The 22,295-nt window shown below is 61.3% G+C and carries 23 protein-coding genes and 1 rRNA gene (1 of these 24 cut by a window edge); 10 read left to right on the top strand and 14 right to left on the bottom strand.

Annotated features, from left to right (window positions below; all coding sequences use genetic code 11):
- Positions 1-11 precede the first annotated feature (11 nt).
- The 3 genes from prpC (at position 12) to prpF (ending at position 5,164) form a co-directional block, all read left to right on the top strand.
- Positions 12-1,139, top strand: a complete 1,128-nt coding sequence (gene prpC, locus PBDP_RS20540) for a bifunctional 2-methylcitrate synthase/citrate synthase (protein WP_109756494.1) — start codon at positions 12-14, stop codon at positions 1,137-1,139.
- 197 nt (positions 1,140-1,336) lie between these two features.
- Positions 1,337-3,928, top strand: coding sequence for a Fe/S-dependent 2-methylisocitrate dehydratase AcnD (gene acnD / locus PBDP_RS20535; RefSeq protein WP_116833098.1), 2,592 nt, complete (start codon positions 1,337-1,339; stop codon positions 3,926-3,928).
- 42 nt (positions 3,929-3,970) lie between these two features.
- Positions 3,971-5,164: a 2-methylaconitate cis-trans isomerase PrpF gene (gene prpF / locus PBDP_RS20530; RefSeq protein WP_212801249.1), complete on the top strand. Its 1,194-nt coding sequence runs from the start codon at positions 3,971-3,973 to the stop codon at positions 5,162-5,164.
- A 255-nt stretch (positions 5,165-5,419) separates the two neighbouring features.
- Here prpF and PBDP_RS20525 read toward each other — a convergent pair whose 3' ends face one another.
- From PBDP_RS20525 to soxR, 10 genes are all read right to left on the bottom strand, one after another.
- Positions 5,420-6,313 carry a metal ABC transporter solute-binding protein, Zn/Mn family gene (locus PBDP_RS20525; RefSeq protein WP_212801248.1) on the bottom strand — a complete coding sequence of 298 codons (894 nt, stop codon included), beginning with the start codon at positions 6,311-6,313 and terminating at the stop codon, positions 5,420-5,422.
- Positions 6,314-7,213 carry a metal ABC transporter permease gene (locus PBDP_RS20520; protein ID WP_163857573.1) on the bottom strand — a complete coding sequence of 300 codons (900 nt, stop codon included), beginning with the start codon at positions 7,211-7,213 and terminating at the stop codon, positions 6,314-6,316.
- Positions 7,213-7,965: a metal ABC transporter ATP-binding protein gene (locus PBDP_RS20515; protein ID WP_163857576.1), complete on the bottom strand. Its 753-nt coding sequence runs from the start codon at positions 7,963-7,965 to the stop codon at positions 7,213-7,215. Before PBDP_RS20515 ends, PBDP_RS20520 begins: the two co-directional genes overlap by 1 nt.
- Positions 7,962-8,891: a metal ABC transporter substrate-binding protein gene (locus tag PBDP_RS20510; protein WP_212801247.1), complete on the bottom strand. Its 930-nt coding sequence runs from the start codon at positions 8,889-8,891 to the stop codon at positions 7,962-7,964. Before PBDP_RS20510 ends, PBDP_RS20515 begins: the two co-directional genes overlap by 4 nt.
- Before the next feature lie 35 nt (positions 8,892-8,926).
- Positions 8,927-9,502, bottom strand: coding sequence for a DUF6162 family protein (locus PBDP_RS20505; protein WP_212801246.1), 576 nt, complete (start codon positions 9,500-9,502; stop codon positions 8,927-8,929).
- Positions 9,499-9,825: a hypothetical protein gene (locus tag PBDP_RS20500; RefSeq protein ID WP_109756503.1), complete on the bottom strand. Its 327-nt coding sequence runs from the start codon at positions 9,823-9,825 to the stop codon at positions 9,499-9,501. The genes PBDP_RS20505 and PBDP_RS20500 overlap by 4 nt, the downstream gene beginning before the upstream one ends.
- Entirely contained in the window at positions 9,822-10,382 is a 561-nt protein-coding gene (locus PBDP_RS20495; protein ID WP_370873827.1) for a PA2404 family protein, read from the bottom strand. Before PBDP_RS20495 ends, PBDP_RS20500 begins: the two co-directional genes overlap by 4 nt.
- Positions 10,361-11,575 (bottom strand): PepSY-associated TM helix domain-containing protein, encoded by a 1,215-nt coding sequence (locus tag PBDP_RS20490; RefSeq protein ID WP_109756505.1) that lies wholly within the window; start codon positions 11,573-11,575, stop codon positions 10,361-10,363. The genes PBDP_RS20495 and PBDP_RS20490 overlap by 22 nt, the downstream gene beginning before the upstream one ends.
- A 218-nt stretch (positions 11,576-11,793) precedes the next feature.
- A complete protein-coding gene (locus PBDP_RS20485; protein WP_109756506.1) occupies positions 11,794-12,252 on the bottom strand; it encodes a VOC family protein in 459 nt (152 codons plus the stop codon).
- 103 nt (positions 12,253-12,355) lie between these two features.
- A complete protein-coding gene (gene soxR / locus PBDP_RS20480; RefSeq protein WP_109756507.1) occupies positions 12,356-12,808 on the bottom strand; it encodes a redox-sensitive transcriptional activator SoxR in 453 nt (150 codons plus the stop codon).
- A 96-nt stretch (positions 12,809-12,904) separates the two neighbouring features.
- On the opposite strand from soxR, the gene PBDP_RS20475 reads away from it, so the two are divergent.
- The 5 genes from PBDP_RS20475 (at position 12,905) to PBDP_RS20455 (ending at position 17,549) form a co-directional block, all read left to right on the top strand.
- Positions 12,905-13,270, top strand: a complete 366-nt coding sequence (locus tag PBDP_RS20475; protein WP_109756508.1) for an antibiotic biosynthesis monooxygenase — start codon at positions 12,905-12,907, stop codon at positions 13,268-13,270.
- A gap of 116 nt (positions 13,271-13,386) precedes the next feature.
- The gene (locus PBDP_RS20470; RefSeq protein WP_053123631.1) at positions 13,387-13,653 is read left to right on the top strand and encodes a hypothetical protein; all 267 of its coding nucleotides are present in this window, start codon (positions 13,387-13,389) and stop codon (positions 13,651-13,653) included.
- Between the two features lie 101 nt (positions 13,654-13,754).
- Positions 13,755-14,369: a LysE family translocator gene (locus tag PBDP_RS20465; protein ID WP_014337373.1), complete on the top strand. Its 615-nt coding sequence runs from the start codon at positions 13,755-13,757 to the stop codon at positions 14,367-14,369.
- 159 nt (positions 14,370-14,528) lie between these two features.
- Positions 14,529-15,695, top strand: coding sequence for a cysteine desulfurase family protein (locus PBDP_RS20460; RefSeq protein WP_212801245.1), 1,167 nt, complete (start codon positions 14,529-14,531; stop codon positions 15,693-15,695).
- Positions 15,696-15,740: 45 nt separating this feature from the next.
- The gene (locus tag PBDP_RS20455) at positions 15,741-17,549 is read left to right on the top strand and encodes an aminopeptidase P family protein (RefSeq protein ID WP_116833091.1); all 1,809 of its coding nucleotides are present in this window, start codon (positions 15,741-15,743) and stop codon (positions 17,547-17,549) included.
- 9 nt (positions 17,550-17,558) lie between these two features.
- Here the strand turns inward: PBDP_RS20455 and PBDP_RS20450 are convergent, their stop codons facing one another.
- Together PBDP_RS20450 and PBDP_RS20445 are read right to left on the bottom strand one after the other, a co-directional pair.
- On the bottom strand, positions 17,559-18,149 hold the full coding sequence (locus PBDP_RS20450) for a 2-hydroxychromene-2-carboxylate isomerase (protein WP_116833090.1): 591 nt from the start codon (positions 18,147-18,149) through the stop codon (positions 17,559-17,561).
- A 35-nt stretch (positions 18,150-18,184) separates the two neighbouring features.
- On the bottom strand, positions 18,185-18,913 hold the full coding sequence (locus tag PBDP_RS20445) for an SDR family oxidoreductase (RefSeq protein WP_116833089.1): 729 nt from the start codon (positions 18,911-18,913) through the stop codon (positions 18,185-18,187).
- 90 nt (positions 18,914-19,003) lie between these two features.
- On the opposite strand from PBDP_RS20445, the gene PBDP_RS20440 reads away from it, so the two are divergent.
- Complete coding sequence (locus tag PBDP_RS20440) at positions 19,004-19,573, top strand: TetR/AcrR family transcriptional regulator (RefSeq protein WP_109756514.1); 570 nt, start codon at positions 19,004-19,006, stop codon at positions 19,571-19,573.
- Between the two features lie 6 nt (positions 19,574-19,579).
- Here the strand turns inward: PBDP_RS20440 and PBDP_RS20435 are convergent, their stop codons facing one another.
- Positions 19,580-19,861, bottom strand: a complete 282-nt coding sequence (locus tag PBDP_RS20435; RefSeq protein WP_109756515.1) for a hypothetical protein — start codon at positions 19,859-19,861, stop codon at positions 19,580-19,582.
- 168 nt (positions 19,862-20,029) lie between these two features.
- On the bottom strand, positions 20,030-20,920 hold the full coding sequence (gene rhtA, locus PBDP_RS20430; protein ID WP_109756516.1) for a threonine/homoserine exporter RhtA: 891 nt from the start codon (positions 20,918-20,920) through the stop codon (positions 20,030-20,032).
- Positions 20,921-21,603: 683 nt separating this feature from the next.
- Between rhtA and PBDP_RS20425 the strand changes: the two genes are divergently transcribed.
- Positions 21,604-22,295: ribosomal RNA gene (locus PBDP_RS20425) — 16S ribosomal RNA — on the top strand; it runs 845 nt beyond the window's last position.

Raw genomic sequence — 22,295 nt, 5'->3', positions numbered from 1 at the left:
GGAGACAGCAAATGGCCGAAGCAAAAGTACTCAGTGGCGCCGGGCTCCGTGGCCAGGTGGCCGGGCAAACCGCATTGTCCACCGTGGGCCAATCGGGCGCGGGCCTGACCTATCGCGGCTACGACGTTCGCGACCTGGCGGCGGACGCGCAGTTTGAAGAAGTCGCCTACCTGCTGTTGTACGGTGAGCTGCCGACCCAGGCCCAACTGGATGCCTATACGCGCAAATTGAGCCAACTGCGGGACTTGCCCCAAGCCCTGAAAGAAGTGTTGGAGCGCATTCCCGCCGACGCCCACCCGATGGACGTGATGCGCACCGGCTGCTCGTTTTTGGGCAACCTGGAACCTGAGAAGGACTTTTCCGAGCAACACGACAAGACCGATCGCTTGCTGGCCGCGTTCCCGGCGATCATGTGCTACTGGTATCGCTTCAGCCACCAAGGCCAGCGCATCGAATGCGTGACCGACGAAACTTCCATCGGCGGCCATTTCCTGCACCTGCTGCATGGCAAGCAGCCGAGCGAGTTGCACGTCAAGGTGATGAACGTCTCGCTGATCCTCTACGCCGAGCACGAGTTCAACGCCTCGACCTTCACTGCCCGGGTCTGCGCCTCCACTCTGTCGGACCTGTTTTCCTGCATCACCGCCGCCATCGGTTCGCTGCGCGGTCCGCTGCACGGCGGCGCCAACGAAGCGGCAATGGAAATGATCGAGCGTTTCAGCTCGCCGCAGGAAGCCATCGAAGGCACCCTCGGCATGCTCGCGCGCAAGGACAAGATCATGGGCTTCGGCCACGCGATCTATAAGGACAACGACCCGCGCAACGAGGTGATCAAGGGTTGGTCGAAGAAACTCGCCGACGAAGTGGGCGACACGGTGCTGTTCCCGGTCTCCGAGGCTATCGACAAGACCATGTGGGAGCAGAAGAAGCTGTTCCCCAACGCCGATTTCTACCATGCCTCGGCGTACCACTTCATGGGCATCCCGACCAAGCTGTTCACGCCGATCTTCGTCTGCTCGCGCCTGACCGGCTGGGCCGCCCACGTATTCGAACAACGCGCCAACAACCGCATCATCCGACCGAGCGCCGAATACACCGGCGTCGAACAGCGCAAGTTCGTGCCAATCGAACGACGCTGAGCTGGAGGGTTCTAGCCGCAGGTACCGGACAAACCCAAAAACCTGTGGGAGCGAGCCTGCTCGCGATGGCGTCGGGTCAGCAGCATAAATGTTGACCGACACACCGCAATCGCGAGCAGGCTCGCTCCCACAAGAGAACAGGTTACTTCAGTCGCTGCGCCAACCCTTCTGAAACCACCGTGACCCGAGTCCTGACGATGAACACAGAATTTCGCAAACCGCTACCCGGCACTTCGCTGGATTATTTCGACGTTCGCGGGGCCGTGGAGGCCATTCGGCCCGGCGCCTACGATAGCCTGCCATACACCTCTCGCGTGCTGGCGGAAAACCTGGTGCGTCGCTGCGACCCGGCCACGCTGCGTGAATCGCTGTTGCAACTGATCGAGCGCAAGCGCGACCTGGACTTCCCCTGGTTCCCGGCGCGGGTGGTGTGCCATGACATCCTCGGCCAGACCGCGCTGGTGGACCTGGCGGGCCTGCGCGACGCCATCGCTTTGCAGGGCGGCGACCCGGCACAGGTCAACCCGGTGGTGCCGACCCAACTGATCGTCGACCACTCCCTGGCGGTGGAAAGCGCTGGTTTCGATCCCCAGGCCTTCGCCAAGAACCGCGCCATCGAAGACCGGCGCAACGAAGACCGCTTTCACTTCATCAACTGGACCAAGAAAGCCTTCAAGAACGTCGACGTGATTCCGCCGGGCAACGGGATCATGCACCAGATCAACCTGGAAAAAATGTCCCCGGTGATCCAACAGCGTGACGGCGTGGCATTTCCCGATACCTGCGTGGGCACCGACAGCCACACGCCCCACGTCGATGCTTTGGGCGTGATCGCCATCGGCGTCGGCGGCCTGGAAGCCGAAAGCGTCATGCTCGGTCGCGCTTCGTGGATGCGCCTGCCGGAAATCATCGGCGTCGAGCTGACTGGCAAACTGCAGCCGGGCATCACCGCCACGGACATGGTGCTGGCACTGACCGAATTCCTGCGCAAGCAAAAAGTCGTCGGTGCCTGGCTGGAATTTTTCGGCGAAGGTGCCAGTGCCCTGACCTTGGGCGATCGCGCGACTATCTCCAACATGGCCCCGGAATACGGCGCCACGGCGGCGATGTTCTACATCGATCAGCAAACCATCGATTACCTGAAGCTCACCGGTCGCGAAGACCAGCAGGTGCAACTGGTCGAGACCTACGCCAAGCAGACAGGCCTGTGGGCCGACACGCTCAAGGGCGCGCAATACGAGCGTGGCTTGACCTTCGATTTGTCCTCGGTGGTGCGCAACATGGCAGGCCCGAGCAACCCTCACGCCCGCGTCGCGGTGTCGGATCTGGCCGCCAAAGGTATCTCCGGCCAGTGGGACGATGTGCCCGGGCAAATGCCCGACGGCGCCGTGATCATCGCGGCCATCACCAGTTGCACCAACACCAGTAACCCGCGCAACGTGATCGCTGCCGGCCTGCTGGCGCGCAACGCCAATCGCCTGGGGCTGGCCCGCAAGCCGTGGGTCAAGTCGTCCCTGGCGCCGGGTTCGAAAACCGTGGCGCTGTACCTGGATGAAGCGGGCTTGACGTCCGAGCTCGAAAAGCTGGGCTTCGGCGTGGTGGCGTTCGCTTGCACCACTTGCAACGGCATGTCCGGTGCGCTGGACCCGGTGATCCAACAGGAAATCATCGACCGCGACCTGTACGCCACCGCCGTGTTGTCGGGCAACCGCAACTTCGACGGACGTATCCATCCGTATGCCAAGCAGGCGTTCCTTGCCTCGCCGCCACTGGTGGTCGCCTACGCGATCGCCGGGACCATCCGCTTCGACATCGAGAAAGATGTACTGGGCGTGGTGGACGGTCGGGAAATCCGCCTCAAGGACATCTGGCCGAGCGACGAAGAAATCGACGCGGTGGTCAAGGCTTCGGTGAAACCGGAGCAGTTCCGCCAGGTGTACATCCCGATGTTCGCCATCCAGGAGGACACCGGGCCGAAAGTCACGCCGCTGTACGACTGGCGTCCACAAAGCACCTACATCCGTCGCCCTCCCTACTGGGAAGGGGCGCTGGCCGGCGCGCGGCCGCTCAAGGGCATGCGTCCGCTGGCGGTGCTGCCGGACAACATCACCACTGATCACCTGTCGCCGTCCAACGCCATCATGCTGGACAGCGCCGCCGGCGAATACCTGGCGAAAATGGGCCTGCCGGAGGAGGACTTCAACTCCTACGCGACCCACCGCGGCGACCACCTGACCGCGCAACGCGCGACCTTCGCCAACCCGAAACTGTTCAACGAAATGGTCCAGGAAAACGGCAAGGTCAAGCAGGGCTCCCTGGCCCGGGTCGAGCCCGAAGGCAAGGTCATGCGCATGTGGGAAGCCATCGAGACCTACATGGAGCGCAAGCAACCGCTGATCATCATTGCCGGTGCCGACTATGGCCAGGGTTCATCCCGGGACTGGGCGGCCAAGGGCGTGCGCCTGGCGGGTGTCGAGGCGATTGCCGCCGAAGGCTTCGAGCGTATCCATCGCACCAACCTGGTGGGCATGGGCGTGTTGCCGCTGGAGTTCAAGCCTGGCACCAACCGCAAGACCTTGGGCATCGACGGCAGTGAAGTCTATGACGTGATCGGCGAGCGCACTCCGCGGGCGACGCTGACCCTGGTCATCACTCGCAAGAACGGCGAGCGTGTCGAGGTGCCGGTGACCTGCCGCCTCGACACTGCTGAAGAAGTGTCGATCTACGAAGCCGGTGGCGTGCTGCAACGCTTTGCCCAGGACTTCCTTGAATCGGCGGTTGCCGTCTAAATCACAGCTGCGGACACCTTGCGTGTCCGCTTGAGGAGCATCATGGCTCACGCAGCGCAAATCAGAATACCCGCTACCTACATGCGTGGCGGCACCAGTAAAGGCGTGTTCTTCAGCTTGCAGGACCTGCCCGAAGCGGCCCGCGTCCCCGGCCCGGCCCGGGATGCCCTGTTGCTGCGGGTGATCGGCAGCCCCGACCCGTACGAGAAGCAGATCGATGGCATGGGCGGCGCGACGTCCAGCACCAGCAAGACGGTGATCCTGTCCAAGAGCACTCGGGCCGATCACGATGTCGATTACCTGTTCGGTCAGGTGTCCATCGACAAGCCGTTCGTGGACTGGAGCGGCAACTGCGGCAACCTCTCGGCGGCGGTCGGTTCGTTCGCTATCAGCAGTGGTTTGGTGGACACCGCTCGCATCCCGAGAAACGGCGTGGCCGTGGTGCGGATCTGGCAAGCCAACATCAGCAAGACCATCATTGCCCATGTGCCGATCACCGACGGCGCGGTGCAGGAAACCGGTGACTTCGAACTCGACGGCGTGACCTTTCCGGCGGCTGAAGTGCAATTGGAATTCCTGGACCCGGCGGCCGAGGAGGAGGACGGGGGTGGCTCGATGTTCCCCACCGGCAACCTGGTGGACGACCTTGAGGTGCCTGGCATCGGCACCTTCAAGGCGACCCTGATCAACGCCGGGATCCCGACTATTTTCATCAATGCCCGGGACGTCGGTTACACCGGCACTGAGTTGCAGGGCGCGATCAACGGCGATCCGAAGGCGCTGGCGATGTTCGAAACCATCCGTGCCCACGGCGCCTTGCGCATGGGCTTGATCAAACACCTGGACGAAGCCGCCCAGCGTCAGCACACGCCGAAAGTGGCGTTTGTCGCACCGCCGGCGGATTACATTTCATCCAGCGGAAAAGCCGTGGCGGCTGGGGATGTCGACTTGTTGGTACGTGCCCTGTCGATGGGCAAACTGCACCACGCCATGATGGGCACCGCGGCGGTCGCCATCGGCACGGCTGCAGCGATTTCCGGCACCTTGGTGAACCTGGCGGCTGGCGGTATCGAACGCAACGCCGTACGTTTCGGTCACCCGTCCGGCACCTTGCGCGTCGGTGCCGAGGCCAGCCAGGTAAATGGCGAATGGACCGTGAACAAAGCCATCATGAGCCGCAGCGCACGGGTGTTGATGGAAGGGTTTGTGCGGGTGCCAGGGGATGTCCTGAACTGACATAAAAACCTGTGGGAGCGGGCTTGCTCGCGAAAGCGGTCAAACACTCAACATTGATGCAAGCTGATCCACCGCAATCGCGAGCAAGCTCGGCTCCACAAATTAATCTGAGATGGGTTTGAGTTCTGGGTCCACCGCAAATCCCTTGTGGGAGCGAGCCTGCTCGCGATGAGGCCGGCACAGTCAGCATTGATGTCGCCTGACACACCGCTTTCGCGAGCAAGCCCGCTCCCACAGTGGATCGCACTCCAGCAGTCAGCCCCCTGTCAGTGCCGCGACAACCAATCCCACATTATTTTCCAGCTCTGCCACGGGGTCAGCGGCGTCGGTGCTCAGCACCAGCAAGCGGCTGCCACTCTCGGTAATGGCTGCCTTCACGGCATCCGAAGGCTGGCGATGATGCAGTACCAGCGCCACGTCGTTGTCTTTCAACATGGCGGTCAATTGCTTGAGGGCTTCGGCTGTCCAGTCGGCGTCGGGCCGGGCGTCGGTGCTGATCCCGTCGAGATTGAGTCCACTGATCAGGTAGCCGAAATGTTCGCTCAGGCTGACCACGCTCAAGTTGTCGGCACTGGCGAGCCGCTTTTCGCTGTCGGCGCTGAGTTTGAGCAGGCGTTGCTTGAGGGCCGCCAGGTTGGCATCGATTTTCGGTTTGGCCGCTGGAGCCAGGCGCACCAGGTCGGCGGCGATCACGTCGGCCATGCGTCCCAGGTTATGGCTGGCCATCCACGGCTGGCTCGCCAGGCCGTCGGCCATGCCCGGTTGCACGGCAATCCCGGGCAGGGCGCCGTCCACCGGGCGGGCGGCGTCGACTTCGACGATGCGAATATTGCTGCGGCGGGCCATGGGGTACAGCGGATCGTCCGGCCATAGCGAGCGCAGGCCGATCACCCCGTCGGCCTCGCCGGCCAGTTTGCTCAGGGCCGGTGCACCACGACCGCTGAAATAGGCGCTCTGGCGGGTGCCGGGCAGATTGGCGGGGGCGGCTCGCTCCAGGCTGACGTCGGTGCCCTTGAGTAAGGCTTCGCTCAATCCGTAGGTGACCGGCAGCGATGCCAGCAGACGCACTTTTTCGCCGGCAAATGACGAGGTGACGGCCACGCTGCACAGCGCTACGGCCAGGGTCAGTTGTCGCAATGAAAAAACCATTTATCCAAGATTCCCTTTGAGGCTGGGGACGACGCCACGGGCGACGGCGGACAGGGCGAAGGCGATGCCGGCCACCAGGATGATCGCGGCACCGGACGGGATCGGCAGGTCGAACACAATTGGCGCGAGAATCCCGCACAAGGTGCTGACGGTGGCGATCAGCACTGAACACCAGAAAAAGCCTTTCAGCGATTGGCTGAGCAGGCGCGCCGCGGCTGCCGGAATCACCAGCAACGCGCCCACCAGGATGGCGCCGATGACTTTCACCGCCGCCACGGTGATCAGCGTCACCAGGACCACGAACAAGTAGTCCAGGGTCTTGACCGCCACCCCGCGTACCGCCGCCAGTTGCGGGTTGAAGCTGGCGAGCATGATGCGGTTATAGAGCGGCAAGGCCAGGGCCATCACCAATGAGCCGACCACCGCCAGCACCAGCAGGTCATTGCCATTGACCGTCAGTACCGAACCAAACAGTACGTTCTCCAGGATGTGCACGTTGATCTTGCCCGCCAGGATCAGCAGCAGGCTCGCGCCCAGGGCCAGGGACACCGAGAGGAAGACGCCGATCAGCGTGTCCGGCGCCAGGCCAGTGCGGTTGCGCAGGTAATTGAGGAGGATGCCGAACAGCAGGCAATAACCGAACAGGCTGCCATAAGGCCCGGTGTAGGGTTCGCCGAGCAAGATGCCGACCGCCACGCCGGTCAGCGCCGCATGGCCCACCGCCTCGGAGAAAAACGCGAAGCGCTTGACCACCACCAGCGTGCCGAGGCCGCCCAGCACCGGGCCGATCAACAGCCCGGCCAGCAACGCATTGACCACGAACCCGTAGGCCAGTGCTTCGGGCAGGTAACCGGCCGAAGCCCAGCCCTGGACCATCAAACGAAAGGCTTCGTAACTCATCAGGCGGCGCTCCCGTTCGTGCGTGGATGGGTGGAAAACAGCGTCAGCAAGCGCTCCGGGGTCAGGGTCTGGCGTGGCGGGCCGTCGAACAGCACCCGACGATTCAAGCCAGTGACACGGTCGGCCAGGCGCCCGACGGCTTCCAGGTCGTGTTCGATCCACAGCACGGTGATCCCGGCTTGACGCCAGTCCTGCAGCAACCGTTCGAACACTTGGATGCCAGCCTCGTCCAGGGCCGACATCGGTTCATCCAGCACCAGCAACTGCGGGGCAGGAATCAATCCCTGGGCCAGCAACACGCGCTGGCGCTCGCCGCCGGACAGCGCGCCCATGCGCCGCTTGCGTTTATCCTGCATGCCCACCCGTTCCAAAGCCTGGCCGATGGCGTCGGCGTAATGCTTGCTCAGGCCGAGGAAGGCCGGTCGTCGCTGACACATCGCCGCCATGAAATCGTCCACGGTCATGGGCAGACCTCGGTCGAACTCCAGCGCCTGGGGCACGTAGCCGATCACTCCAGGTTCGCCCGGCCATTGCAGGCTCAAGCGTCCCTGGTGCGGCATCTGCCCCAGCAAGGTCTTGATCAGCGAACTCTTGCCGCCGCCATTAGGGCCCACCAAGGCATGGATGCTGCCGGGCTTCACCTGGAATGCCACGCTGTCGAGAATGGTGGTACGGCCCAGGTTCAGACTGACATCGGCGAACTCAATGGAGGGGCCGACGTGATTCAGGGTGAGGGTTTCCGGGACGGTCATGCGCCGGACTCCTGGATCGCCCGGACCACGGTGTCGAGGTTGCCGGCCATTTCCTTTTCGTACTTCTCGGCACTGTAGTCGCCGTAGGAAATATGCGAGAGCGGGTACAGTTTCACGCCTGATTCACGCTGGATGGTGTCGACGTAGGTGGACGGGAAATCCATCTCCGAGAAGATCACTTTCACGTCCAGCTCGCGCAGTTGGTCGATGGTTTTCTTTAATTGGCTGGGACTCGGTTCGATGCCGTGGGCCGGCTCGACCACGGCGGTCACTTCCAGGCCGAATTCGCGCAACAGGTAGTCGTAGGCGGCATGCACCGTGGCGACCCGCAACTCGGCGTTGGGCGCCTGGGTCAGCTTTGCCAGGGCGGCTGCGCGCATCTGGCGCAGCCGCTTGCCGTAGGCGCGGGCATTCTGGGTGTAGGCCTTGGCGTTGTCCGGGTCGAGCTTGCCCAACTCCCGGGCGATGTTATTGACCTGGGCGATGGAGGCGCTGATGGACAGGAAGGTGTGCGGGTTCACGACCTTGCCCGCGCCTCGGGCCGCCGTGCCGGTGGCGGCGAGCAGGGGCACGTTTTCGTTGGCCTCGATCACCTTCACGTCCGGGGTTTCGCTGGCGGCGATCATGCGGTCGGCGAAATCGTCGTGACCCACGCCGTTGAGCACGATCACGTCGAGGCCGCCGATGCGCTTGATGTCTTCGGCCCGTGGTTCATAGGCGTGGGGGTTGAAACCGGCCGGGATCAGCGGCACGACTTCGGCCTTGTCGCCGACGATGTTGGCCACGTAGCTGTAATACGGGTGCAAGGTGATGCCAATGCGCAGGCGCTTGGCTGTTTCGGCGCTCACCGGCGAGGTGAACAGGCAGGCCAGCAAGCCGATCAACAGCAAGCGCAGCAAGGGTCGGCGTTGGGATGCAATAGGCATGGGCAAACGGTCTTCTCTCGAATGAGGGCGTGGGGTCAGTGCCGGTGCTGGCGGGTTACGCCGGCATCGAATTGCGCGACGATCTGTTGCCAGCCGGCGGCGGACAACGCCACATCGTCCAGCGCGATGGGCGTCGCGAGGCCGGTGCCGCGGTTGAGCCAGATGTCCGGGGCGGCGTCGGACGTGTCGCCGATGCGCATCAGAAACGAACCAGCCACGGACGGATTGGCGCTGGCGCCGATGTAGGCCCGGTCTTCCAGCTGTTGCCAGGCGTGGCCACCGCGGCTGACGGAACTGGCGTCCTGGGCGAACGGTGCGAAGCCTTCTTCAGCGAGGGCCTGGGGGGCGGGCAGGGTGTGTTGGTCTTCGCGCAACAAGCGGATTTCATCCAGGGTCACCCGCAGGTCGGCATAGATACCTTGTTCGGCGGCGCTGAGGTCGCGGCGGGCGTCGAGCTGGTTCGAGGCCAGGTGAGGGGTGTCTTCGGCTTTGCCATGCCAGGCCACCACGGCCCCGGCCACCAGCACGATGACCAGGCACAACAGCAACACGTACAGGGTTTCATGCCCCGCGCCGGCGGGGCGGATGACTTGAGTCGTGGCGTTGTTCATGGGGCCTCGATGTCGGCTTGGTCGATTTCCACCACGTGGCCGGGGCCGGCGTCGAAGAGCACGTAGAATTCAGCGTTGGGTTTCTTGAAGGTCAGCTTCGAGTCGGCCCCGAGCTTGCCCGGGACGAGGATGGTCTCGTCGTAACCGATCACGTCCAGCGTCACTCCGGGCGCGCCGCTGCCGTCGGAAAAGCCACCGGTGCATTGGATCTGCTCGGCGTCGATGGCCTTGCATTCGCACATCGGGTTGTGGGCCAGGACGCTGGTGCTTGCGCCTGCGCAGAACAGCAGCGCCAGGCCCTTGGATAAGGCGCGGAGGGTCATGGTTTGGCTCCTTGGTGCTTCAGCCAGGCGACGGTGGCCGGGGAGGCCTGGTTCAGGGGAATGGAGGCCTGATGCATCGAACCGTCCCAACCCTCGAGGGTTATCCACAGTTCGGCATCGGGCTGGGTCTTTGGCGGGACCGGCAACAAGGCGCCCATGCGGTAGGGCGAACCGAAGAAAATCACCCCGGCGGCCCGCAGGCTCCGGGGCTTGCCAATGCGCAGGTAAGTGGCCTTGACCTGGCCGATACAGCTTTGGCACAGGGCGGCGTTGAAGTGCTTCATCGGCCCGGCAGGCCCTTGGACGCGTGGGGCTTCGTTGCGAAACTCCGCCAGGCGCAGGCTCCAGGGACCGACCTGGACTTCGCCGACGTCCCGCTCGCCAAGCCCGGCATCACCGCGGAACAGTGCCGCTTCGGAGAGGTATTTGGGCATGAACCCCAGGGGGATCAGCAGCAACAACACGTTGAGGTGGAAGCGCCATTTATGCCAGAACAGGCTCAGGCGCGACGGCGATGAAACGGTATTGGACGGGTTCACAGGCTGCCCTCCGACGATTCGCGGTGGACGGACGGTTGCAGTGCCTGGGCGATTCGGGCGCCCCGGTTGGGTTTCTGGCTACGCTTGAAGGCATTGGCGGTGGCCAGGGCCGTGCGTTTGGTCCAGATCAGCAGCCCGCTGAGGACCATCATGCTCAGGAGCAAACCGAAGAAAAACCAGATGAGCTTGATCCAGAGGCCGCCGAAGTCCCCGGTGTGCAAGGGCCGCATGGATTCGGTGACAAACTCCAGGGTCGTGCGGTCCGACAGCAACCGTGAGGCGGCCACGTCGCCGTTGTAGGGGTTGATGGTGGCGGTCTGGAACATCAATGGATACCAACCGCGGCCGCCGATTTCCAGATGGCTGTAGGCATTGCCCGGCAGGCTGATGAAACTCGCTTCCAGTCCCGGGATGCGTTGCTGGGCGATTTCGATGGCCCGGTCCAGGTTCAACTGCGGCGGCGCCTGGCCATCGACGGACAACGGCACGTTTTCACGGGCCACCACCGGGATGACCGGTTCGCTGGAGATGGAGATCTGGTTGTCGCCCAGCAAGGCCTGGATCAGGAACCAGGTGCCGGTGACAGAGATGACCGCGATGAACCAGATTGACCAGATACCGCTGAGCCGGTGGAAATCCCCCCAGAAAATCCGTGCACCATGACGGATCCGCAAGGTCGGACGGAGGAAGCCTTTCCAGAAACGCTTGTAGACCACCAGCCCGGTCACCAGGGACGCGAGCAAGGGCAGGCCCAGGAACGACACCAGGTACCAGCCCCAACTGTAGCCGTTGGTGAACGGCACCAGCCACCAGCCATGCAGGGCGCGGGTGAAGGCCTGGAAGTTGAATGTCGGCGCCGAGCCCTGGATGACGCCGCTGTACGGGTTGACGTAGACCGTGTCGGGGCGTCCGTCGGGGTAGGTCACGCCGACTTCCAGGGCAAAATGCGACTCGTCCGGGCGGATGATGCTTTGCACCTGGGTTTGCGGCTGGGCCTGCTTGATCGCGGCGATCACCTGGTCATAGCTGAGCAGCGGGGCTTCGTCCGAGGGCTTGCTGGCCCGCATGTCGGGGTTGGCCAGCCAGACGATCTCCTGGCTGACCACCGCCAGGGTGCCGGTGACGCAGACGATGAGCACGAAGAACCAGATGGGCAATGCCAGCCAGCTATGGACCAGAAACCAGAGTTTGGAGCGGGATTTCTTCGACATGATTGAACGTCTTGATTCGATGAAAGGTTCCGTATTACGGGCTTCGCAACACCATGAACCGAAAAAAGCGGACCGTGGCTTTTGCCGACGCGGCCTGCTGCATCTAATTAAGACGAACGAGCGATCGCAATCCTGAAGGGGAAGATGAAAGAAAATGTTTCGCGTTTAGTGTCAGTGTCTTTTGTGGCCAGGGAGTAAGCCCCTGGCCACAGGAACGGTCAGCCTTGTTGAAACATTTCCCTGGCCCGTTGCTCGATCTGTTCCTGGCTCAGGTCCTCTTTGTGCGTCGCGAGGAACCACAGATGCCCATAGGGATCCTTCAGGGTGCCGGTGCGATCTCCGTAGAACTGGTCCTTGACCTCGGAAATCACCGTGCCACCGGCGGCAATGGCCTGGGCAAACGCGCTGTCCACGTCCTCGACGTAGAGATGCAGGCCGACCGATGGCGATTGGTCCGGATTACTCAGAGGGCCTTGATCGCAAGGCGTGCCGAGCATGATCGGATAGCCGTTGATCCGCAGCTCGGCGTGCCCGATGCCCCCGTCGGGCATGGCCAGGCGCATGACCTCGGTGGCATTGAAGGCCTTTTTGTAGAAGTCGATGGCTTCGGCAGCTTTTTGAATGCCCAGGTAGGGCGTGATGTTATGGAAACCTTCGGGAATGGCATTGACGCCCATGACGTTTCTCCTTTTGTTATGGAGGCGAAGAGAGTCTTCGTCGATTTGCGCCCCTCCACTATAGGCCAGCGACCCTGGCTGGGGGCGGGGGCCGACGAACGCTTCACGGCTGTTCCAGCAGATGCGCCCCTGGCCCGTGTTGGCCCAATACGTCGCCCTGATTGCGCAGCGGACACGCTTCCATCGACAGGCATCCGCAGCCGATGCAGCCGTTGAGTCGATCACGCAGCGCCATCAGTTGGTTGATGCGCTCGTCCAGGTCTCGGCTCCATTGCACCGACAAGGTCTGCCAGTCGGCGGCCGTTGGGGCGCGGTTGTCGGGCAGGTTGTTCAACGCCTCGCCGATTTCCGCCAAGGGAATGCCCAGGCGCTGGGCGACCTTGATCAGCGCCACGCGACGCAATACCGCCCGTGGGTAGCGACGTTGGTTGCCCGGGTTGCGCGTGCTTTTGATCAGCCCCTTGGATTCGTAGAAGTGCAGGGCCGTGACCGCCACGCCGCTGCGGGCGGCCACTTGGCCGACGGTGAGTTCCTTGTGGATATCGATCTGCGTCATCGTTTCAATTCACTGCTTGACCTAAAGTTAACTAGAGGTTTTACCCTGCAGGCTTTCGGATCGCAAGATCCGGCTTACCTGCATAGGGGACCTTTCATGCAATCGCCAAGGAACAATCGCAGTTTTACCCAGCTGATGGAATTCGACATCGAACCTCAATGGCAGCAGGCGTTGGTAGCCGCCTTGTCGGAGCAGACCGAGCGCCTGGCCCGGGACCACCAAGGGTTCCTGAGTGCCAGTATCCAGGCCAGCGACGACGGTCGGCGCGTGCTCAATTATTTGCAGTGGCAAACCCGCGAGGCCGGCGAGGCAGCGCTTCGAAGTTTCGAAAGTGGCGAGCAGGATTTCTGGCGGCTGATCCAGGCTCACCGAGCCAAAGCCGTGACATTCGGGTCGTTCCAGGTGTTGCGCAACATCGAGCGCAGCCTGGACAACGCGCTGCATTGCCAGTTGGTCGATTAAGCGCAACGGCTGATCCAGGCAGGCAATACCCACTATCGAGAGGGTTGATTTCTGCCGCGCGGGGCCGGCGGGTAGCCTTTGTTCATCGCCCAACTCCAGAACACCGGACACTCGCCATGAACCGTACCTTTGCCGTTTTGTTGCTCTTGACCGCCACCCTCTTGGGCGGCTGCGCCAGCTCTTCCCCGGAGCTGCGCCCCTACACCGCCGATGAGACTCGCGAGCTGGCCCTTGAAGCCTTGAATCGCCGCGGCCTTTCGTTCGAGGAATACCACGCGAAAAAAGCCGAGCTGCTTGGCTCGTCGCAGAAAAACGTGGGGTTCGACGATCAGGGCCAGATGAGTGCCGAGCAGGTCGTGCAACAGCCTGGCCGGTCGAGCTGAGGGACTGTACCGCTCAAAGTTTTGCCCAACTGTCCGTGGGTTTGGGTCAGGACGTGGGGTAGGGTCATCACCTGACTCACCGCCCGATGGATTGTCCTGACATGACCCTTTCGCTTGACCTGTTGCTGGGCTTCGCCCTGTTTGCCCTGGTGACCTCGATCACGCCAGGCCCTAACAACACCATGTTGTTGGCTTCGGGTGTCAATTTCGGTTTCAACCGCACCATTCCGCATATGCTCGGTATCACCTGCGGGTTCTTTTCCCTGGTGCTGGCGGTGGGCCTCGGCCTGGGCGCGGTGTTCCAGACTTATCCACTGCTCTATACCGCGCTGCGCTACATCGGTGCGGCTTACCTGTTGTACCTGGCGTGGAAAATAGCCCATTCCGGCCCGGTTTCGGAAAGTCAGCCGGGGGACAATACGCCGATCAGCTATTGGGGCGCGGCGGCGTTCCAGTGGGTCAACCCCAAGGCCTGGATCATGGCCATTGGTGCCATCAGTACCTACACGCCACTCCAGGGGTACTTCTTCAATGTGTTGGTGATTGCAGCGGTGTTTGCCCTGATCAACCTACCCAGCGTGAGCCTGTGGGTGGTGTGTGGCAGCCTATTGCGCAACCTGTTGCGTGATCGCCGCTGGCTGCGCCTGTTCAATTGGGGCATGGCGCTGTTGTTGGTCGCCTCGCTGTATCCGTTGTTGCTCGAAAGCATCAGTTGAGGGCTGAGCTTCGACGCGATGCCTGCTAAGCTCGCTGTTCAGGAGCGTTCCTACGCACTTTTAAACGAAGTCCGACTTCTTTAAGGTCTTTGATCAGGTATTGCTAGTCTCGAACCCAACGAGGGCGCCTGATCCCGGAGCAGGCTCTGCGAGTTTCCTATGAATAAACGTCCTTTGTATTTCGACTACGCCGCCACCACGCCGGTGGATGAGCGGGTCATCCGGGTCATGGTCGAGTGCCTGGGCTTTGACGGCAACTTTGGCAACCCGGCGTCCAGTTCCCATGCCTTCGGCCAGGAGGCCCGGCGCTCGGTGGAGCGTGCGCGGCGGCAGGTGGCGCAATTGGTGGGGGCTGAGCCCGAACAGATCGTCTGGACTTCCGGCGCCACGGAATCCAACAACCTGGCCCTCAAGGGGGTGGCCCAGGCGCGCGCAGGTTCTGCCGGCCATGTCATCACCAGCCGGATCGAACACAAGGCGATTCTCGATACAGCACGCCAGCTCGAGGAAAGTGGCGTCGCCGTAACCTGGCTCGCACCGGACGCCGAGGGCCTGATCAGTCCGCAAGCGGTTCGTGAGGCGTTGCGCGAAGACACGTTCCTGGTGTCGCTGATGCTGGTGAACAATGAGTTGGGTACCGTCAACGATGTCATCGCCATTGGCGAGATCGTTCGCGAACACGGTGCATTGTTCCATGTAGACGCGGCCCAAGGCGCCGGCAAGGTGCAGATCGACCTGTCTCGCTGGCCGGTGGACCTGATGTCTTTTTCCGCGCATAAAATCTACGGCCCCAAGGGCATCGGTGCGCTCTACGTCGGCGACCGTGCCCGGCCACGGCTGTCGGCGCAGATTCATGGCGGTGGACATGAAGGCGGATTGCGCTCCGGAACCCTGGCGACCCACCAGATTGCAGCCATGGGTGCTGCATTCGAACTGGCCGCCGCGGCATTCGACGAAGAACTCGCTAAAATCGCCCGCTTGCGCAATCGTTTGCTCGAGCCGCTGCTGGCGTTGCCCGGTGTGCGGATGAACGGCAGTGCGAGCCGCCGGATTCCTCACACGCTGAGCCTGACGTTCAACGAAGGTGAGTTCAATCCGGCGACATTGGGCGCGTCGATTGCGTTTTCCGCGACCTCGGCCTGCAATTCGGCGCAGAACACTCCGTCCCACGTGCTGCTGGCGCTGGGGCACGATGCCCGTGCGGCCGGGCGTACCATTCGCTTGAGCCTGGGGCGCTTTACCACCGAGCAGGATATCGACGAGGCCGTGCGGCTGATCAAGGCGGCGTGCGCGACTGCGCCGGCGTTCTGGGCCACGACCCCATAAGCCGAATTCGGCATCGAACAACAATATCAACGAGCAGGAGAAACAATGAGCACCGAGCCTTTGCCCCATGGACTGGTTCCCCAGCGCCTGGCCCGAATCCGCCAACTGATGAGCCGAGAGGGTATTCACGCGTTGCTGGTGCCATCGGCCGACCCGCACCTGTCTGAATACCTGCCGGGTTATTGGCAGGGGCGGCAATGGTTGTCGGGGTTCCAGGGTTCGGTGGGTACCTTGATCGTGACCGGCAGTTTCGCTGGCGTCTGGGCCGACAGCCGTTATTGGGAGCAGGCCACCAAGGAGCTGGAGGGCAGTGGTATCGAGCTGGTCAAGCTGATTCCAGGCCAGCCCGGCCCCTTGGACTGGCTGGCCGAACAAACGCCTGAAGGCGGGGTGGTTGCGGTCGACGGTGCGGTCATGGCGGTGGCATCGGCCCGCACCCTGGGCGGCAAGCTCGCCGAACGCGGCGCGCGGTTACGCACCGACATCGACCTGCTCAAGGACGTCTGGACCGACCGCCCAAGCTTGCCGGACCAGCCGGTCTACGCCCATTTGCCACCCCAGGCGACCGTCAGCCGCGTCGAAAAACTCGCCAAGTTGCGCGAATCCCTCCAGGAGCGCGGTGCCGACTGGCATTTCATCGCCACGCTGGATGACATCGCCTGGTTGTTCAACCTGCGCGGTGCGGATGTGTCGTTCAACCCCGTGTTCGTTTCCTTTGCCTTGATCAGCCAGCAACAAGCCACGTTGTTCGTGGCCCTGGACAAGGTTGACGCACCGCTGCGTGCCGTTCTGGAGCAGGACGGCGTGACCCTGCGCGATTACAGTGAGGCCGCCGCCGCGTTGCGCGAAGTGCCGGACGGCGCGAGCCTGCAGATCGACCCGGCGCGGGTGACGGTCGGCTTGCTGGATAACCTGGGCAGCGGCGTGAAGCTGGTCGAGGGCCTCAATCCAACGACGCTGGCCAAGTCGCGCAAAAGTTTGGCCGACGCCGAGCACATCCGCCGGGCCATGGAACAGGACGGCGCGGCGCTCTGTGAGTTCTTCTCCTGGCTGGAGAGCGCCTGGGGACACGAACGCATCACCGAACTGACCATCGATGAGCACCTGACCGCCGCTCGCATGCGCCGGCCGGACTTCGTCTCCCTGAGCTTCAATACCATCGCGGCCTTTAACGCCAACGGCGCGATGCCTCATTACCATGCCACGGAAGAAGCCCATGCGGTCATCGAAGGTGATGGCCTGTTGCTGATCGATTCCGGGGGCCAGTACCTGGGGGGCACCACAGACATCACCCGCATGGTGCCGGTCGGAACACCCACTGCCGAGCAGAAACGTGACTGCACCCGCGTGCTCAAGGGTGTGATTGCCCTGTCCCGGGCCAAATTTCCGCGGGGCATTCTTTCGCCCTTGCTGGATGCCATCGCCCGGGCGCCGATCTGGGCGGAGCAAGTGGATTACGGCCACGGCACTGGCCATGGCGTCGGCTATTTCCTCAATGTTCACGAAGGCCCGCAGGTGATTGCCTATCAAGCCGCTGCCGCGCCGCAAACGGCGATGCAGGCAGGCATGATCACCTCCATCGAACCGGGCACTTATCGTCCCGGTCGCTGGGGTGTGCGTATCGAGAACCTGGTGTTGAACCGTGAAGCCGGGAGCAGTGAGTTTGGCGAATTCCTTGAGTTCGAAACCCTGACCCTGTGCCCGATCGACACCCGCTGCCTGGAACCTTCGCTGCTGACCCAGGACGAAAAAGACTGGTTCAACGCCTACCACGCCGAAGTTCAGCGTCGATTGAGCCCGTTGCTGGACGGCGACGCACTGCAGTGGCTCAACACCCGGACGATGGCGATTTGAGGTAGAGGATCAGGCGAGGGCTTCACGGACGAAGTCCAGCCGATCCTGGCCGAAGAACAGCTCGTCGCCGACAAACATGCTCGGGGCGCCGAACACGCCTCGTCCGATGGCTGCTTCGGTGGCGCTCTTGAGTGTTTGCTTGACCTGCTCGTCGTTCGTCAGGGCCAGCACATGGTCGGCGTCGAAACCGCCTTCGTTCAGGACCGCTGCGACAGTCGCCGGGTCATTGAGGTTGCGGCCGTCCACCCAAAAGGCGCGGAACAGGCAATCGACGAAAGCCTCGAAGCGTTCGGGATGGCGCAGTTGCATGCCGGTCACCGCGCGCATCAGCAGCAACGTATTGATCGGGAAATGTGGATTGAACTGGAAGGCGACGCCGTAGCGCTTGGCGAAGCGATTCAGATCCTTGAACAGATAAGGGTTCTTGGCCGGCACTGTTGCCGGCGAGGCATTGCCGGTCGCCTTGAAGACGCCGCCCAGTAACATCGGACGATAGATCAACTGGCTGTTGGTCTGTGCGCACAGCGTCGGCAACTGGGTGTAGGCCAGGTACGTGGTCGGGCTGCCGAGATCGAAGTAAAACTCCACCGATTTGCTCATGGTATCTGCTCTCTTGTTGTTTTAAAGGGGCGGGTTTACCAGCGTTCGCTCCAAGGGCGCAGGTCCAATTCGAAGGTCCAGGCGTCGCGGGGTTGGCTGTGCAGGTACCAATAATTGTCGGCGATGTGTTCAGGGTTCAGGATGCCGTCCTGATCCTTGGTGGCATATTTTTCCGGGAAGTTATCGCGGATGAAGTCGGTGTCGATGGCACCGTCCACCACTACGTGAGCCACATGAATATTCAGCGGCCCCAGTTCACGGGCCATGCTCTGGGCCAATGCCCGGATGCCGTGCTTGGCGCCTGCGAATGCGGCGAACCCCGACGCGCCACGCAATCCCGCCGTTGCCCCGGTAAACAGGATTGTCCCGCGCTGGCGGGTGACCATGCGCTTGGCCACTTCCCGCGCATTGAGGAAGCCTGAGAAACAGGCCATCTCCCAAATCTTGAAATACTTGCGCGCGGTTTCTTCGAGAATGCTGCACGGAACGTTGGCGCCGATGTTGAACACGAAGGCTTCGATCGGACCGATCTGATCCTCGATTTGCTCGATGAGCGCAATCACGTCGTCCTCTTTGCGCGCATCACAGGCAAACCCGTGGGCTTCCCCACCTTGAGCGCGGATTCCATCCACCAGTGGCTGGAGTTTGTCGGCGCTGCGACGGGTAACACAGGCAACAAAACCTTCCTGCGCAAAACGCTTGGCAATCGCTCCGCCGGTGGAATCGCCCGCGCCAACAACCAGTACGACCTTCTTGTTATTCATGGTCTGCCTCATTGGTAAACGATCGTTAACTAAACGGACGTTATGCTAAGATCCGGCAAGCGTCAAGGTGAGTAATTCAGGGGCAGGACCATGCGATATTCAGCCAATCACAAAATGGAAACCCGCGAGAAACTACTCGCCAGCAGTGCCATTTCCGCCAAGAAATCGGGTTTTTCCACGGTCGGTGTTGATGGCCTGATGAAAGCGATCGGGTTGAGCGGCGGTGCGTTCTATAGCCATTTTTCATCCAAGGATGAGCTTTTCAAGGCCATCGTTGAGCGGGAGTTGGCCCAAAGCCTGGATCGCCTGAGCGGAGACGGTGCCATGGACTCGACGAAGCTGGAGCGCTGTCTCAAGCAGTACTTGAGCATGAGCCACGTTGAGCAGCCCGAAGCCGGGTGTGCATTGCCGGTGCTGGGTGCTGAGATTGCACGATCGGATGTCCAGGTGAGGGAGGCGGCGCAAACATGGATTTGTCGTTTGCACGAAAGCTGGGCGCGGATATTGGGGAGCGACAGCCTGGCTTGGGCCATCCTGTCTCAATGTGTGGGAGCGTTGGTTGTTGCGCGGATGCTGGTCACGCCGCAGGTCCAGCGTGATGTCCTCAAGTCCAGCCATGAGGAAATCCGTCGCCGAATGGCCGAACAAGGGCTCGACTGATGTGGCCTACTTACAAATGACGATCATGCTGCGGCTGGTATAGCCAGCGGGGTTGAGCCCGAAAGGATAATCCCCGGGCTCCTCGACGGCGTCGCCGGATTTGGCAATGACTTTGTAACCCTTGGGAGCGCATGAGTTGGCGGCGCTGGCGGCGCACTGCTCCCAGGATGAGGACAAGCCGGAGCAGTTGATGTGCAGACTCTTCTTGCCGCGCTTGACTTCAGTTTTCGACGTTGCCGCACAGCCCGCTACTGCAAGTACGGCGATCAGTATCAAAATTCGTTTCATTCCCGTCCTTATGATCTTCGTGGATCTTGTGTCCACGTACGATCATGTTCGCTCTTGCTTGACGCGTTCATGACTTCCTGTATGAAAAAATCCATGTCTGGCATTAGGTTACTGGCCTAAACATGGCCTAAATGCACGGCAAATACCAGACCTTCCTGAAATCCTGCTTCAATCTGCCGCGACGACAGGTTTCGCGGTGTTGGCCATGGTCAGCGTTGCGCCGACCGATGCCAGGATGATGCAGGTAATGGCTGTCCACTGGGCCAGGGACAAGTATTCCTGGAGAAAGACAAGCCCTGACAAGGCCGCGATTGCCGGTTCGATGCTCATCAGAGTGCCGAAAGTGCGGGCTGGCATTCGGGTCAGGGCGATCATTTCCAGGGTATAGGGTAGGGCGGTGGACAGGATGGCGACACCGATGGCGATTGGAATCAGGCTCGGTGTGAGCAGTGCGGCGCCCGCATGCACAATGCCGATAGGTGCGACGAACAGAGCGGCGATCATCACGCCCAATGCGGCGGTCTGCACACCATTGTCCGCGCCGGCCTTCTGGCCGAACAGAATGTACAGCGCCCAGCAGAAACCTGCGCCTAGTGCGTAGCCGGCCCCAAGCAGGTCAATACCGGCAGTGGTCGCCCCGGTCGGTATGAGCAGCAGTAAGCCAGCCACTGCCAGGGCAATCCAGAGGAAGTCGATTGCCCGGCGCGAGGCGTAAATGGCAACTGCCAGTGGGCCGGTGAATTCCAGTGCCACTGCAATGCCCAGTGGAACGGTGCGAACCGACATATAGAAGAGAAAATTCATGCCGCCCAATGCCATCCCATAGACGATCACGGTACGCAGGGATTGGGCGGTGAGCTTGGCACGCCAGGGGCGTAGCAATAACAGCATGATGAGACTGGCAAAAATGAGCCGCAGTGTCGTAGTGCCTTGTGCGCCTACCACCGGGAACATGCTTTTGGCGAGGGAGGCTCCCGATTGAATAGAGGCCATGGCTATTAATAGCAGGGCAACCGGATAGAGGGTGGAGGCCAGGCTACGATGTGGAGGGGGTGTCATTACGGGGTGTCGTCCAGGAATAAAGGCGGGAGGCTTTGTTGAGCAGTATATTGCGCATATGAAGTGATTCCGTCTATATACCTGGGTAGATTTAAGTGCCTTCTCGGATTACAGATAGAAAAATCAAATTAGAGGTTGACGGCAAATTCTGGACGTCTATAATTCGCCCCACTTCCGGCGCAGTCGAAACGGAAAACTCCTTGAGATTCAATGAGTTAAGTAGGTTTCGAAGGGGTCGGGCTTCAGTTCATCGAAGCCAGGAAGTGGCTGATAAGGCAGTGTGGGTTTGGCCTTTTCAGCGGTTCGATCTTCTCGGTCGAAAGCGGTGAAAAAGAGGTGTTGACAGCAGCGAGTAACGCTGTAGAATTCGCCTCCCGCTAACGAGAGATCGGAAGCGCAAGTGGTTGAAGTTGTTGATGTTTCTCAAGCGAAACTTTGAAAACTTCTGAAAATAACCGCTTGACAGATACATCGGGCGCTGTAGAATGCGCGCCTCGGTTGAGACGAAAGCTCTTAACCAACCGCTCTTTAACAACTGAATCAAGCAATTCGTGTGGGTGCTTGTGGAGTCAGACTGCTAGTCAACAGATTATCAGCATCACAAGTTACTCCGCGAGAAATCAAAGATGTAACCAACGATTGCTGAGCCAAGTTTAGGGTTTTCTCAAAACCCAAAGATGTTTGAACTGAAGAGTTTGATCATGGCTCAGATTGAACGCTGGCGGCAGGCCTAACACATGCAAGTCGAGCGGTAGAGAGGTGCTTGCACCTCTTGAGAGCGGCGGACGGGTGAGTAATGCCTAGGAATCTGCCTGGTAGTGGGGGATAACGCTCGGAAACGGACGCTAATACCGCATACGTCCTACGGGAGAAAGCAGGGGACCTTCGGGCCTTGCGCTATCAGATGAGCCTAGGTCGGATTAGCTAGTTGGTGAGGTAATGGCTCACCAAGGCGACGATCCGTAACTGGTCTGAGAGGATGATCAGTCACACTGGAACTGAGACACGGTCCAGACTCCTACGGGAGGCAGCAGTGGGGAATATTGGACAATGGGCGAAAGCCTGATCCAGCCATGCCGCGTGTGTGAAGAAGGTCTTCGGATTGTAAAGCACTTTAAGTTGGGAGGAAGGGCATTAACCTAATACGTTAGTGTTTTGACGTTACCGACAGAATAAGCACCGGCTAACTCTGTGCCAGCAGCCGCGGTAATACAGAGGGTGCAAGCGTTAATCGGAATTACTGGGCGTAAAGCGCGCGTAGGTGGTTCGTTAAGTTGGATGTGAAAGCCCCGGGCTCAACCTGGGAACTGCATTCAAAACTGTCGAGCTAGAGTATGGTAGAGGGTGGTGGAATTTCCTGTGTAGCGGTGAAATG

This window comes from Pseudomonas sp. St290 (genome assembly GCF_018325805.1).
GTDB classification, from domain to species: Bacteria; Pseudomonadota; Gammaproteobacteria; order Pseudomonadales; family Pseudomonadaceae; genus Aquipseudomonas; species Aquipseudomonas bijieensis.
The sequence above is the reverse complement of the archived record's forward strand: the minus strand, read 5'-3'. Positions and strand labels throughout refer to the sequence as shown.